Genomic DNA, 12,227 nt, shown 5'->3' on the forward strand with positions numbered 1-12,227 from the left:
CCGGGGCGGGCCGTACCTGGCGCGCGGGGCCCAAGACCTGGTGCCCACCGCGCAGCTGCTGGACACCTACAGCCCGGAGCTCTTCTGCACGGTGCGCAACTACCACGACATCGAGCCGAAGGCGTCCTCGTTCCTGGGCGGCAACGGCTACTCGCTGGTCGCCCACACCGAGGCGCTGTCCGGGTTGGGGTTGCTGGCCAACCCGGTGTCGGCGGTGGCGGCCCTCGCCAGCCTGTTCGGCGGGCTCGCCGGGGTGGTCGGCGGAGCGCCCAACCCGTACACCTATCCGGAGAACCTGCCGCGGGTGAACGCGCGCGGCGGGCCGGGAGGTGCCCCGGGTTGCTGGCAGCAGATCACCCACGACCTCTGGCCCGCACCGGAATTGGTGATAGACAGCGGCAACAGCATCGCGCCGTACAACCACGTCGACACCGGATCGCCGTATGCGATCGAGTACGTCTGGGGCCGCCAAGTAGGGGATAACACGATCAACCCATGAAAATCTCCGGAACCATCGTCAAGCTCAGCATCTTCTCGTTGGTGCTGCTGATCTTCACTGTGATGATCGTCGTCGTCTTCGGTCAGATGCGCTTCGACAGCACGCAGTCGTACTCGGCCGAGTTCGCCAACGCCAGCGGCCTGCGGGCGGGCCAGTTCGTCCGCGCCTCCGGCGTGGAGATCGGCAAGGTCGACACAGTCGAGCTGGCCGACGGCGGCAAGCGGGCGCGGGTGAAGTTCAACGTCGACCGCTCGGTGCCGCTGTATCAGTCGACGACCGCGCAGATCCGCTACCTCGACCTGATCGGCAACCGCTACCTGGAGCTCAAGCGCGGCGAGGGCGAGGGCGCCCAGAAGGTGCTGCCGCCGGGCGGGTTCATCCCGATGTCGCGCACCTCGCCGGCGCTGGACCTGGACGCCCTGATCGGCGGGTTCAAACCGCTGTTCCGGGCGCTGGACCCGCAGAAGGTGAACACCATCGCGACGGCCCTGATCACGGTGTTCCAGGGCCAGGGCGGCACCATCAACGACATCCTCGACCAAACCGCGCAGCTGACCAACCAGCTCGGTGAGCGCGACCAGGCGATCGGCGAGGTCATCAAGAACCTGAACATCGTGCTGGACACCACGGTTCGCCACCGCCAGCAGTTCGACCAGACCGTCAACAACCTCGAGGTGCTGATCACCGGGCTGAAGGACCACGGGGACCAGTTGGCGGGCGGGACCGCGCACATCAGCAACGCCGCCGGGACGGTCGCCGACCTGCTCGCCGAGGACCGCGGCCTGCTGCACAGCACTCTCAACTATCTGGACGCCATCCAACAGCCGCTCATCGACCAGCGCGACCAGCTGAACGACTACCTCAAGAAGGTGCCCACCGCCTTGAACATGATCGGGCGCGCCATCGGTTCCTACGGCGACTTCGTGAACTTCTACGCCTGCGACATCACGCTCAAGATCAACGGTTTGCAGGCCGGCGGCCCGGTCCGCACGGTCCGGCTATTCCAACAGCCGACGGGTAGGTGCACGCCGCAATGAGAACACTGGAGCCACCCAACCGGGTTCGCATCGGGTTGATGGGCATCATCGTGACGCTGCTCGTCATCGGCGTCGGCCAAAGCTTCACCAGCGTGCCCATGCTGATGGCCAAGCCGCACTACTACGGCCAGTTCAGCGACACCGGGGGCGTCGGCGTCGGCGACAAGGTGCGCATCGCCGGCGTGGACGTCGGCAAGGTCGAGGCCATCAACATCGAGAACGATCACATCCTGGTCAAGTTCAACCTCGGCACCGCGACCATCGGCACGGAGAGCCGCCTGGCGATCAAGACCGACACGATCCTGGGCAAGAAGATCCTCGAGGTCGAGAACCGGGGCACCAAGCAACTGCGGCCCGGGGACTCGTTGCCGATTGGCCAAAGCACCACGCCCTATCAGATCTACGACGCGTTCTTCGACGTCACCAAGGCCGCGCAGGGTTGGAACATCGACACGGTCAAAGAATCGCTGCACGTGCTGTCGCAGACCATCGACCAGACCTACCCGCACCTGAGCGCGGCGCTGGACGGCGTGGCCAAGTTCTCCGACACGATCGGCAAGCGCGACGAGCAGGTCAAGCATCTGCTCGCCCAGGCCAACCAGGTGGCCAGCATCCTTGGTGACCGCAGCGACCAGATCGACCGCCTGCTGGTCAACACCAAGACGCTGCTGGTCGCCTTCAACGAACGCGGCCAGGCCATCAACGCGCTGCTGTCGAACGTCGCCGCCTTCTCCGAACAGGTCAAGGGATTCATCAACGACAACCCCAACCTGAACCACGTCCTCGAGCAGCTGCGCACCGTGAGCGACATCCTCAAGGAGCGCAAGGACGACGTCGCCGCGGGCCTCACCGAGGTCGGCAAGTTCTTGCCGTCGCTGAACGAGGCGATCGCGTCGGGACCGTTCTTCAAGGTGGTCCTGCACAACCTCGCGCTCTACCAGATCATCCAGCCGTGGGTGGACGCCGCCTTCAAGAAGCGCGGCATCGACCCGGAGAACTTCTGGCGCAGTGCCGGCCTGCCCGAGTTCCGGTGGCCCGACCCCAACGGCACCCGACTCCCCAACGGCGCGCCGCCGCCCGCACCCCCGGTGCTGGAGGGCACGCCGGAGCACCCCGGCCCGGCCGTCCCACCCGGATCGCCGTGCTCGTACACGCCGGCCAACCCGGGCGGCAACGTCACCGTCGGCGACGAGGGGCTGCCGCGGCCGTGGAACCCGCTGCCGTGCGCCGGTGGCGGCATCGGACCGTTCGGCGGCCCGGGCTTCCCCGCGCCGGTCGACGTGATGACCTCCCCGCCGAACCCGGGCGGCCTGCCGCCGACCCCGGGCATCCCGATCGCCGGGCGCCCGGGCGACCCGCCGCCGGACGTTCCGGGGACGCCCGTGCCGCTGCCCGCGCAGGCACCGCCGGGCGCGCGCACCGAAAACCTGGCGCCCGCCGGACCGACGCCGCCACCGTCGACGTTCGCGCCTGGTTTCCCGCCGGGGCCGGCCGCGCCACCCGGACCTGGTAACCAATTGCCCGCGCCGTTCATCAACCCGGGCGGAACCGGCGGCAGCGGCGCTGCGGGGGGAGGTAGCCAGAATTGAGCACCGCCTTTGACATCCGCAACATCCGGCTGCCGAAGATGACCCGCGCGACGGTGATCATCGGCTCGCTGGTGATCGTGCTCGCCCTCGTCGTCGGATTCGTCGGCTGGAAGCTGTACGAGAAGATGACCAACAACACCGTGGTGGCCTACTTCCCGGCGGCCAACGCCCTGTACCCGGGCGACAAGGTCCAGATCATGGGGTTGCGGGTGGGCGCGATCGACAAGATCGAGCCGGCCGGCGACAAGATGAAGGTCACCTTCCACTACCAGAACAAGTACCGGGTGCCCGCGAACGCCAACGCGGTGATCCTGAACCCGACGCTGGTGGCGTCGCGGGCGATCCAGCTGGAGCCGCCGTACAAGGGCGGGCCGGTGCTGTCGGACAACGCGGTGATCCCCGAGGAGCGCACCCAGGTCCCGGTGGAGTGGGACCAGCTGCGCAACAGCATCACCAACATCATTTCCAAGCTGGGGCCGACGCCGGAGCAGCCGACGGGCCCGTTCGGTGAGGTCATCGAGTCCTACGCCAACGGGTTGGCCGGCAAGGGCAAAGAGATCAACACGACGCTGAGCAACCTCTCGCAGGCGTTGAACGCGCTGAACGAGGGCCGCGGCGACTTCTTCGCGGTAGTCAAGAGCCTGGCGCTGTTCGTCAACGCGTTGCACAAGGACGACCAGCAGTTCGTCGCGCTGAACCAGAACCTGGCGGACTTCACCACCCGGCTGGCGCACAACGACAGTGACCTGTCGAACGCGATCGAGCAGTTCGACGGGTTGCTGTCCACGGTCCGGCCGTTCCTGGACAAGAACCGCGAGGTTCTGACCTACGACATCAACAACCTGGCGACCGTGACGAACACGATCCTGCAGCCGGATCCGCTGAACGGGTTGGAGACCGCGCTGCACGTGTTGCCCACGGCGGCGGCGAACATCAACCAGATCTATCACCCGTCGCACGGTTCCGTGGTCGCCATCCCGGCGATCACCAACTTCGCCAACCCGATGCAGTTCATCTGCAGCTCGATCCAGGCGGGCAGCCGGCTCGGTTACCAAGAGTCGGCGGAACTGTGCGCGCAGTACCTGGCGCCGATCCTCGACGCCATCAAGTTCAACTACCTGCCGTTCGGGGCGAACCTGTTCAGCACGGCCGAGACCCTGCCCAAGGAAGTGGCGTATTCGGAAGATCGGCTGCACCCGCCGAACGGATACAAGGACACCACCGTCCCGGGTATCTGGGTTCCGGACACCCCGACGTCGCACCGCAACACCCAGCCCGGCTGGATCGTCGCGCCCGGGATGCAGGGGCAGCAGGTCGGGCCGATCACCGCGGGTCTGATGACCCCGGACTCGCTGGCCGAGCTCATGGGAGGCCCCAACATCGCGCCCGTGCAATCGAACCTGCAGACGCCGCCGGGACCGCCGAATGCCTATGACGAGAACCCGATCGTGCCGCCCATCGGTTTGAACGCGCCGGTTCCGATCCAGCCGCCGCCACCCGGGCCGAACGTGGCCCCGGGCCCGGTCGCCCCGACGCCGGCGTCGATCGCCGCGCCCGCGCCGAACGCCGGTGGGCCCCCGGTACCGGCTGACATCGGGGGTGGCCAGTAATGAGCGCGCTTCGACTGATTCGCCGCGGGGCCTGGCAGGCGCTGGTGCTGTTGGTGGCCGCGCTGGTGTTGAGTTCGTGCGGCTGGCGCGGGATCTCCAACGTCGCGATCCCGGGCGGTCCGGGCAGCGGCTCGGGCGCCATGACGATCTACGTCCAGGTGCCCGACACCCTGGCGATCAACGGCAACAGCAAGGTGATGGTCGCCGACGTGTTCGTCGGGTCGATCAAGTCCATTCAGCTGAAGAACTGGGTCGCCACCCTGACGCTGGGCGTCGACAAGAACACCAAGCTGCCGAAGAACGCGATCGCCAAGATCGGCCAGACCTCGCTGCTGGGTTCCCAGCACGTCGAGCTCGCCGCGCCGCCGAACCCGTCGCAGGAGATGCTCAAGGACGGCGACACGATCCCGCTGAAGAACTCGTCGGCGTACCCGACCACCGAGCAGACGCTGGCCAGCCTGTCGCTGATCCTGCGCGGCGGCGGCATCCCCAACCTGGAGGTGCTGCAGAACGAGGTCTACAACATCTTCAACGGGCGGGGCGATCAGATCCGGTCCTTCCTCGGCAAGCTGGACACCTTCACCAACCAGCTCAATCAGCAGCGCGATGACATCACGCACGCGATCGACTCGACCAACCGGCTGCTCACCTACGTAGGTGCGCGGGCCGACGTCCTCGACCGGGTGCTCACCGACATCCCGCCGCTGGTCAAGCACTTCGCCGACACCAAGAACCTGCTGATCAACGCCGTCGACGCGGTGGGACGGCTCAGCCAGGCCGCCGACCAGTACCTGTCGGAGGCGCGCGGGCCGCTGCACACCGACCTGCAGGCGCTGCAATGCCCGTTGAAGGAGTTGGGCCGCGCCTCGCCGTACCTGATCGGTGCGCTGAAGCTGATCCTGACGCAGCCGTTCGACATCGACACGGTGCCGAAGATCTTCCGCGGTGACTACATCAACATCTCGCTGACGCTCGACGTGACGTACAGCTCCGTGGACAACGCGTTCCTCACCGGCACCGGATTGTCGGGGGCGCTGCGCGCGCTCGAGCAGTCGTTCGGGCGTGACCCCGAGACGATGATTCCGGACGTGCGCTACACGCCGAACCCGAACGACGCGCCCGGTGGGCCACTGGTGGAAAGGGGGGACAGGAATTGCTGACTCCCTTTGTCCGGCGCCAGCTGATCGCGTTCGGGATCATCACGGTGATCGCGCTGTCGGTGCTCGGCGTCTACTACCTGCAGATTCCGAGCCTGGTGGGAATCGGTCGATACACGCTGAAGGCCGACCTGCCCGCGTCGGGTGGCCTGTACCCGACGGCGAACGTGACCTATCGAGGCATCACCATCGGCAAGGTCACCGACGTCGAGCCGACGGAGCGCGGCGCCCAGGCGACGATGAGCATCGACAGCCGGTACAAGATCCCCATCGACGCGACGGCCAACGTGCACTCGGTGTCGGCGGTCGGTGAGCAGTACCTGGACCTCGAGTCGACCGGTAATCCGGGCAAGTTCCTGTCGGAGGGCCAGACGATCACGAAGGGGACGGTGCCCGCCGAGATCGGGCCGGCGTTGGACACGGCCAACCGCGGGCTGGCCGTGCTGCCCAAGGACAAGATCGCCCAATTGCTCGACGAGACGGCCCAATCCGTGGGCGGGCTGGGTCCCGCCCTGCAGCGGTTGGTCGACTCGACCCAGGCGATCGTCGGGGACTTCAAGACCAACATCAACGACGTCAACGACATCATCCAGAACTCGGGCCCGGTGCTGGACAGCCAGGTCAAGTCCGGTGACGCCATCGAACGTTGGGCCCGCAACCTGAACAGGCTGGGCGCGCAGTCCGCGCAGGAAGACCAGCACGTCAAGAGCATCCTGCGCCAGGCGGCGCCGACGGCCGACCAGGTCAACGACGTGTTCAACGACGTGCGGGACTCGCTGCCGCAGACGCTGGCGAACCTCGAGGTGGTCTTCGACCTGCTCAAGCGGTACCACACCGGCGTCGAGCAGGTGCTGGTGTTCCTGCCCCAGGGCGCGTCGATCGCCCAGACGGTGGCGGCGCCGTTCCCGAACATGGCGGCCCTGGACCTGGCGTTGTCGATCAACCAGCCGCCGCCCTGCCTCACCGGGTTCATCCCGGCGTCCGAGTGGCGGTCCCCGGCCGACACCAGCATCCAGCCGCTGCCGTCGGGCACCTATTGCAAGATCCCGATGGACACCCCGGCCAACAGCGTGCGCGGCTCGCGCAACATCCCGTGTACCGACATCGAGGGCAAGCGGGCGGCCACGCCGCGGGAGTGCCGTGACCCCAGGCCGTACGTGCCGGCGGGCACCAACCCCTGGTACGGCGACCCCAACCAGATCGTGACCTGCCCCGCGCCGGCCGCGCGCTGCGACCAGCCCGTGAAACCGGGCCAGGTGATCCCGGCGCCGTCGATCGACACCGGCCTGAACCCCGCCCCCTCCGACCGGGTGGCGGGGACGCCACCGCCGACCAGCGACCCCTTGTCGCGGCCGGGGTCGGGTACCGTGCAGTGCAACGGCCAGCAGCCCAACCCGTGTGTCTATACTCCCGGCGGGCCGCCCGCGGCGGTCTACAGTCCCCAAAGCGGTGAACTGGTAGGGCCAGACGGAGTTAAGTACTCCGTCGAAAACTCGGCCAGAACAGGAGACGACGGATGGAAGGAGATGCTGGCGCCAGCCGGCTGAACCCCCCACCGATGCCGAAGTTTCGTCGTCTGCGCGGACGGCGTCCGAAGAACCAGGACCCGGAGCCCACCGCCGAACCGGCCAACCCGGAAGTGACGGCCGAGGAGTCCGCCGAACCCTCGATCGAGCCGGCCGCGACGGTCGAGGAGCCCTCGGCCGAGGAGACCGCGCCGTCCGAAGAGACCACGGCGGAAGAAGAGGCGACGGCGGAGCCGTCGGAGCCCGAGGCCGCCGCCGAGGAAAGCGGCCCCGAGGCCGCCGCCGAGGAGCCGTCGGACGCGCAGGCCGGCCCGGACGGGGGCGTCGAGCGCCGTCCGTCGCGAATGGGTCGCGGCTGGCTGGCCGGCATTGCCGCGGTGCTCGTGCTCTGCGCCGCCGCCGTCGGCGCCGGCGGGTACTTCGCGCTGCGCTACCACCACGACAGCCAGGCGATCGCCCGCAACAACGCCGCGGCGCTCAAGGCGGCCGTCGAATGCGTTTCCGCGACCCAGGCGCCCGACACCAACGCGATGGCGGCGAGCGAGCAGAAGATCATCGACTGCGGCACAGACGCTTTCCGCTCGCAGGCCCTGCTCTACACCAGCATGCTCGTTCAGGCGTATCAGGCGGCCAACGTCCACGTCCAGGTGTCCGACATGCGGGCGGCGGTCGAGCGAAACAACCCCGACGGTTCGGTCGACGTGCTCGTCGCCGTTCGGGTCAAGGTCGCCAACGACCAGACGCAGAACGAAACCGGCTACCGCCTGCGGGTGAAAATGGCGATGGCCGAAGGGCAATACAAGATTGCCAAGCTCGACCAGGTGACGAAGTGACGGTGGTGGTCGAGAAGCCACCGGCCAAGGCCGTCCAGGAGTCCCCACGGAATGCCTTGGCGCCCTGGCATCTTCGCGCCGGTGCCCTGACCGTCGACGTGCTGCCGGGTGTTCTGGTCGTGGCGACGATGGCGTTGGTGTCGGTCAACGTGCGCCACCATCAGATCTGGTCGTGGGTGTGCATCTCGGCCGGCGGCGTGGCGATCCTGTTGATGTTGGCGAACCGGTCGTTGCTGCCGACCATCACCGGCTTCAGCGTGGGCAGGGCACTCTTCGGCATCGCGGTGGGGCGACGCGACGGCGAACCCATCGGGCCATGGGGACTGCTGCTGCGCGACCTGGCGCACCTGCTCGACACCCTGTCGGTGGTGGGATGGTTTTGGCCGCTGTGGGATTCGGACCGACGCACCTTCGCCGACATGCTGGTCGGCACCGAAGTGCGGCGTCACGAGCCGGCCGAGCCCGGGTTCCCCGTGCGGCGGTCGGCGGTGGCCGTGGTGCTGGGCGCGACCGCACTGTGCCTCGCCGGCGCGGCGATCAGCTATGCGGTGGTGTTCGGCCCGGACCGGGAGACCGACCATACGCGGGCGGAGCTCGGCACGCAGGGCCCGAAGATCGTCGCGCAGATGCTGACCTACGACCCCAAATCCCTGCACGACGATTTCGCGCGCGCCCTGGCGTTGACCACCGCCAAATACCGGCCCCAGCTGGCCGCCCAGCAGGACATGGTGCAGAAGGGCAACCCGGTCATCAACGAGTATCGAGTGACCGACAGCGCGATCCAGTCCGCGGCGCCGGACCGCGCGACCATGCTGATGTTCATGCAGGGCCAACGCGGGGCGGGGCCCGACCAGCGCTACATCTCCGCCACCGTGCGGGTGACGTTCGTGAAGGACGGCGGCCGCTGGCTGGTCGATGACCTCACGGTGCTGACCAAGCCCAAGCCGGGGGGCGGAAAATGAGCCCGCGCCGCAAGTTTCAGCCCGGTGAGGGACCGCTGCTGATCCCGAGTGCGGTGCCGCCGGGGCGGCCGTGGGGCCTGCCGTTGGCCAGCGCGGTCGCGGCGATCCTGATGGCGGCCGCCATCACGGTGTGCACGCTGATGCTGATCAACCATGAATCCCGCGAGCGCGCCGAGTCGAAGAATCGCGAGGTGCTCAGCTACGTGACCGGCTTCATGACGCAGTTCACCTCCATCGATCCATTCCACGCCAACGACTACGTGACGCGGGTGCTGGGCCAGGCGACCGGCGACTTCGCCAAGGAGTACCGCGACAAGGCGAACGAGATCTTGCTACAGGTGGCCCGGGCCGAACCGGCCACCGGCACCGTCCTGGACGCCGGGGTGGAGCGCTGGAACGACGACGGCAGCGCGACCGTGATCGTAGCCACCGCGGTCAGCAGCAAATCCCCTGACGGCAAACAGGTTTGGGAGAACGCCAATCGGTGGACGGCGACCGCCACGCAGGAAGGAAATCAGTGGAAGATCAGCAACCTGCAACAGGTGATCTGACCGCCGACGCGGGCACCGACGCCTCCGGGGAGGCGGCGGCCGAGGAGCGCGCGGACTCGCCGGCCGGCGACGAAACCGCTTCCGCCGCCGAGGAATCCGAGGCCGGCGACGCCGAGGCGAAGCCCGCGGGCCGCAAGCGGCGCAAATGGCTGGCCGGCAAGCGGCTGGCCATCACGGTCGTGGTGGCCGCCGCGGTGTTCGTCGGTTCGGCCGCGTTCGCCGGCGCGACGGTACAGCCGTATCTGAGCGATCGTGCCGCCGCCGCAACGAAACTCAAAGTGGCGCGCACCGCGGCCAGCGCCATCACCACGCTGTGGACCTACACGCCCGAGAACATGGACACCCTCGCGGACCGGGCGTCGGGCTACCTCAGCGGCGATTTCGAGGCGCAGTACCGCAAGTTCGTCGACGCCATCGTGGCCCCCAACAAGCAGGCCAAGATCACCAACCACACCGAGGTCACCGGAGCGGCGGTCGAATCGATCGACGACGCCAACGCCGTCGTGATCGTGTACACCAACACGACGTCCACCAGCCCGTTGACCAAGAACGTGCCGTCGCTGAAGTACCTGTCCTACCGGCTGTTCCTGAAGCGCGCGCAGAACCGCTGGCTGGTGACCAGGATGACGACCATCACGTCGCTGGATTTGACGCCGCACGTCTAGCACGGTCTGCTGCGACCCATGGCGGTTACCTCCCCGGTGTCGGAGCGATCGACGGTCGCGGCGCTGTTGTTGTTGACCTTCGCGACCGGGCTGGCGGACTCGATCAGCATCCTGGTGCTCGGCCACGTGTTCGTCGCCAACATGACCGGCAACGTGATCTTCCTGGGCTTTTGGCTGGCGCCGCGGACCAGCATCGACATGACCGCGGTCGTGGTGGCCCTGCCGACCTTCGTGTGCACCACGATCGTCAGCGGCCGCGTATCGCGGCATTTCGCGGACCGGACGCGGGACTGGATCACCACCGTATTGGCAACGGAGATCACCCTTTTGGTGACGCTGGCGATCCTGGGCGGCACGGGAGCCCTGCAGTACCACAGCAACACCAAGCTGATCATGATCGGCATCCTCGCGGTCACGTTCGGCCTGCAGCATTCGAGCGCCCGCCAGTTCGGCATCCAGGAACTGTCCACCACGGTGCTGACGTCGACGATCGTCAGCCTCGGCCTGGACAGCCGGCTCGCCGGCGGCTCGGGCGACCGTCAGGCGTTGCGCATCGGCGTCGTGCTGACGATGTGCGCCGGCGCCTTCCTGGGGGCGACGATGTCACGGTTCGTCGTCGCGCCGGTGTTCGCGGTGACGGCGGCCGTGGTGGCGGCCAGCCTGCTGATCTTCCGCTTCGGGCCGGCTAATTGAAGGCCAGCCAGCTCGGCAGCGCCCGTTCGTGCGAATCGCAGAGCACCTGCCGGGTGTCGCAGGATCCCCGCGGCGAGCCGGCGCCGGCCCACATGCCGCCGGTGTCGCGGCGCAGCACGATGGCCGACGACCCACCGCCGTCGAGCAGGATCGCGTTGTCGCTGCCCAGGCCGCGGAACAGGTCCTGCATGTTGTCCGGCGTGTAGCTGCCGCCCTCGAAGATGTACATCTCGTCTTTCTGCCTCGAGTACGCCAAAGCCGTTCGCGCGGCGCTGGGTCCGCCGTCGCGCAGCTGCCCGGTGTTGCCGGGTGCCAGCAGCCCGATGCCGGAGACCGCGACGAAGCGTTCGTTCTTGTTCAGCAGGTCCTCGACCACCGGAGTGGCGGAGTCGTAGTCGCTCTTGGTCTTCGGCCACACCACATACGGCGCGCCGCCGGACGGCAGGATCATCGTCGTCAGGACGCTCCAGCTTTCACCGCCGCCCGAGAGGCCCTGCTTGCCGGGATAGGCGACGGTGCCCGTGACGGCCTGGTTGGCGCGGCCCTGGCCGTGGGTGTTGTCCACGAAGGCGCCCAGCGGTGAGCTGCAGCCGGTCTGGCGCCACGAGCCGGCCTTCTGCCCCCGAACGTCGAAGAAGTTGGCGTTGATCGCGATCGTCGGTTGGCCCATCCGCTGCCACGCCTGAAGCGGCGCATAGAGTTCCGACGCCTGCCAGAGTCCCTCACCGGTGCGGGCACCGGGGTTGTTCTCGCAGCGCGCCTGATCGCCCTGGTGGGTGTCGACCAGCAGGTGCGGCGAGAGCCGTCCCGCGGCGTTCTTGATGATCATCAGGTGGCCGCCGTTGTTCATCTCGTACCAGCTGCCACCGGCGTTGAGCATGGGTGCGGGGTGGCCGGGCCCGAAGTTGTAGACCAGGTAGGAGCCCTTGGTGGTGTTGATGGCGTTGGCCAGCAGGGCGCGGCCGTCGGCGGCGTGCGCGACCGGCTGGCCCGCCGTGCTGGCCAGGGCGACGCAAGCGAGCACCGCGGTGCAGCCGGCCACCAGCCGGCGCAAGCTGGCGCGTCGGGTCAGCACGATCGCCCTTTCCGTCCTGAGCGGGATGCA

Annotated in this window: 12 protein-coding genes; 11 read left to right on the plus strand and 1 reads right to left on the minus strand. The window is 68.0% G+C overall.

Annotated elements, in window-relative coordinates; genetic code table 11:
- From A5680_RS11945 to A5680_RS11995, 11 genes are all read left to right on the plus strand, one after another.
- Positions 1–499 (plus strand): MCE family protein (locus A5680_RS11945; protein ID WP_197499781.1); only part of this gene is annotated, 499 nt, incomplete at its 5' end.
- The gene (locus A5680_RS11950) at positions 496–1,536 is read left to right on the plus strand and encodes a virulence factor Mce family protein (protein WP_055405490.1); all 1,041 of its coding nucleotides are present in this window, start codon (positions 496–498) and stop codon (positions 1,534–1,536) included. The genes A5680_RS11945 and A5680_RS11950, both read left to right, overlap by 4 nt.
- Positions 1,533–3,125, plus strand: coding sequence for a virulence factor Mce family protein (locus A5680_RS11955; protein WP_055405491.1), 1,593 nt, complete (start codon positions 1,533–1,535; stop codon positions 3,123–3,125). The genes A5680_RS11950 and A5680_RS11955 overlap by 4 nt, the downstream gene beginning before the upstream one ends.
- Positions 3,122–4,735, plus strand: coding sequence for a virulence factor Mce family protein (locus A5680_RS11960; protein WP_067819482.1), 1,614 nt, complete (start codon positions 3,122–3,124; stop codon positions 4,733–4,735). Before A5680_RS11955 ends, A5680_RS11960 begins: the two co-directional genes overlap by 4 nt.
- Positions 4,735–5,895 carry a virulence factor Mce family protein gene (locus tag A5680_RS11965; RefSeq protein ID WP_055405493.1) on the plus strand — a complete coding sequence of 387 codons (1,161 nt, stop codon included), beginning with the start codon at positions 4,735–4,737 and terminating at the stop codon, positions 5,893–5,895. The genes A5680_RS11960 and A5680_RS11965 overlap by 1 nt, the downstream gene beginning before the upstream one ends.
- Positions 5,889–7,439: a virulence factor Mce family protein gene (locus tag A5680_RS11970; protein WP_055405737.1), complete on the plus strand. Its 1,551-nt coding sequence runs from the start codon at positions 5,889–5,891 to the stop codon at positions 7,437–7,439. Before A5680_RS11965 ends, A5680_RS11970 begins: the two co-directional genes overlap by 7 nt.
- Positions 7,409–8,251 (plus strand): Mce protein, encoded by an 843-nt coding sequence (locus A5680_RS26030; protein WP_067819485.1) that lies wholly within the window; start codon positions 7,409–7,411, stop codon positions 8,249–8,251. Before A5680_RS11970 ends, A5680_RS26030 begins: the two co-directional genes overlap by 31 nt.
- Entirely contained in the window at positions 8,248–9,213 is a 966-nt protein-coding gene (locus A5680_RS11980) for an RDD family protein (protein WP_067819488.1), read from the plus strand. The genes A5680_RS26030 and A5680_RS11980 overlap by 4 nt, the downstream gene beginning before the upstream one ends.
- A complete protein-coding gene (locus tag A5680_RS11985) occupies positions 9,210–9,764 on the plus strand; it encodes a hypothetical protein (RefSeq protein ID WP_055401154.1) in 555 nt (184 codons plus the stop codon). The genes A5680_RS11980 and A5680_RS11985 overlap by 4 nt, the downstream gene beginning before the upstream one ends.
- On the plus strand, positions 9,731–10,429 hold the full coding sequence (locus A5680_RS11990; RefSeq protein ID WP_067819491.1) for a mammalian cell entry protein: 699 nt from the start codon (positions 9,731–9,733) through the stop codon (positions 10,427–10,429). The genes A5680_RS11985 and A5680_RS11990 overlap by 34 nt, the downstream gene beginning before the upstream one ends.
- Positions 10,430–10,447: 18 nt before the next feature.
- On the plus strand, positions 10,448–11,122 hold the full coding sequence (locus A5680_RS11995; protein WP_067819494.1) for a YoaK family protein: 675 nt from the start codon (positions 10,448–10,450) through the stop codon (positions 11,120–11,122).
- Here the strand turns inward: A5680_RS11995 and A5680_RS12000 are convergent.
- Entirely contained in the window at positions 11,115–12,224 is a 1,110-nt protein-coding gene (locus tag A5680_RS12000; protein ID WP_156675081.1) for a phosphodiester glycosidase family protein, read from the minus strand. The two genes, A5680_RS11995 and A5680_RS12000, sit on opposite strands and share 8 nt — an antisense overlap.
- Positions 12,225–12,227 lie beyond the last annotated feature (3 nt).

It is taken from the genome of Mycobacterium sp. E2989 (assembly GCF_001667595.1).
Classification (GTDB): Bacteria; Actinomycetota; Actinomycetes; order Mycobacteriales; family Mycobacteriaceae; genus Mycobacterium.

Excerpts from the sequence above, each read along its gene's own strand:
- A5680_RS11950 (WP_055405490.1), top strand. The coding sequence starts at position 496 with ATGAAAATCTCCGGAACCATCGTCAAGCTCAGCATCTTCTCGTTGGTG.
- A5680_RS11955 (WP_055405491.1), top strand. The coding sequence starts at position 1,533 with ATGAGAACACTGGAGCCACCCAACCGGGTTCGCATCGGGTTGATGGGC.
- A5680_RS11965 (WP_055405493.1), top strand. The coding sequence starts at position 4,735 with ATGAGCGCGCTTCGACTGATTCGCCGCGGGGCCTGGCAGGCGCTGGTG.
- A5680_RS26030 (WP_067819485.1), top strand. The coding sequence starts at position 7,409 with ATGGAAGGAGATGCTGGCGCCAGCCGGCTGAACCCCCCACCGATGCCG.
- A5680_RS11985 (WP_055401154.1), top strand. The coding sequence starts at position 9,210 with ATGAGCCCGCGCCGCAAGTTTCAGCCCGGTGAGGGACCGCTGCTGATC.
- A5680_RS11995 (WP_067819494.1), top strand. The coding sequence starts at position 10,448 with ATGGCGGTTACCTCCCCGGTGTCGGAGCGATCGACGGTCGCGGCGCTG.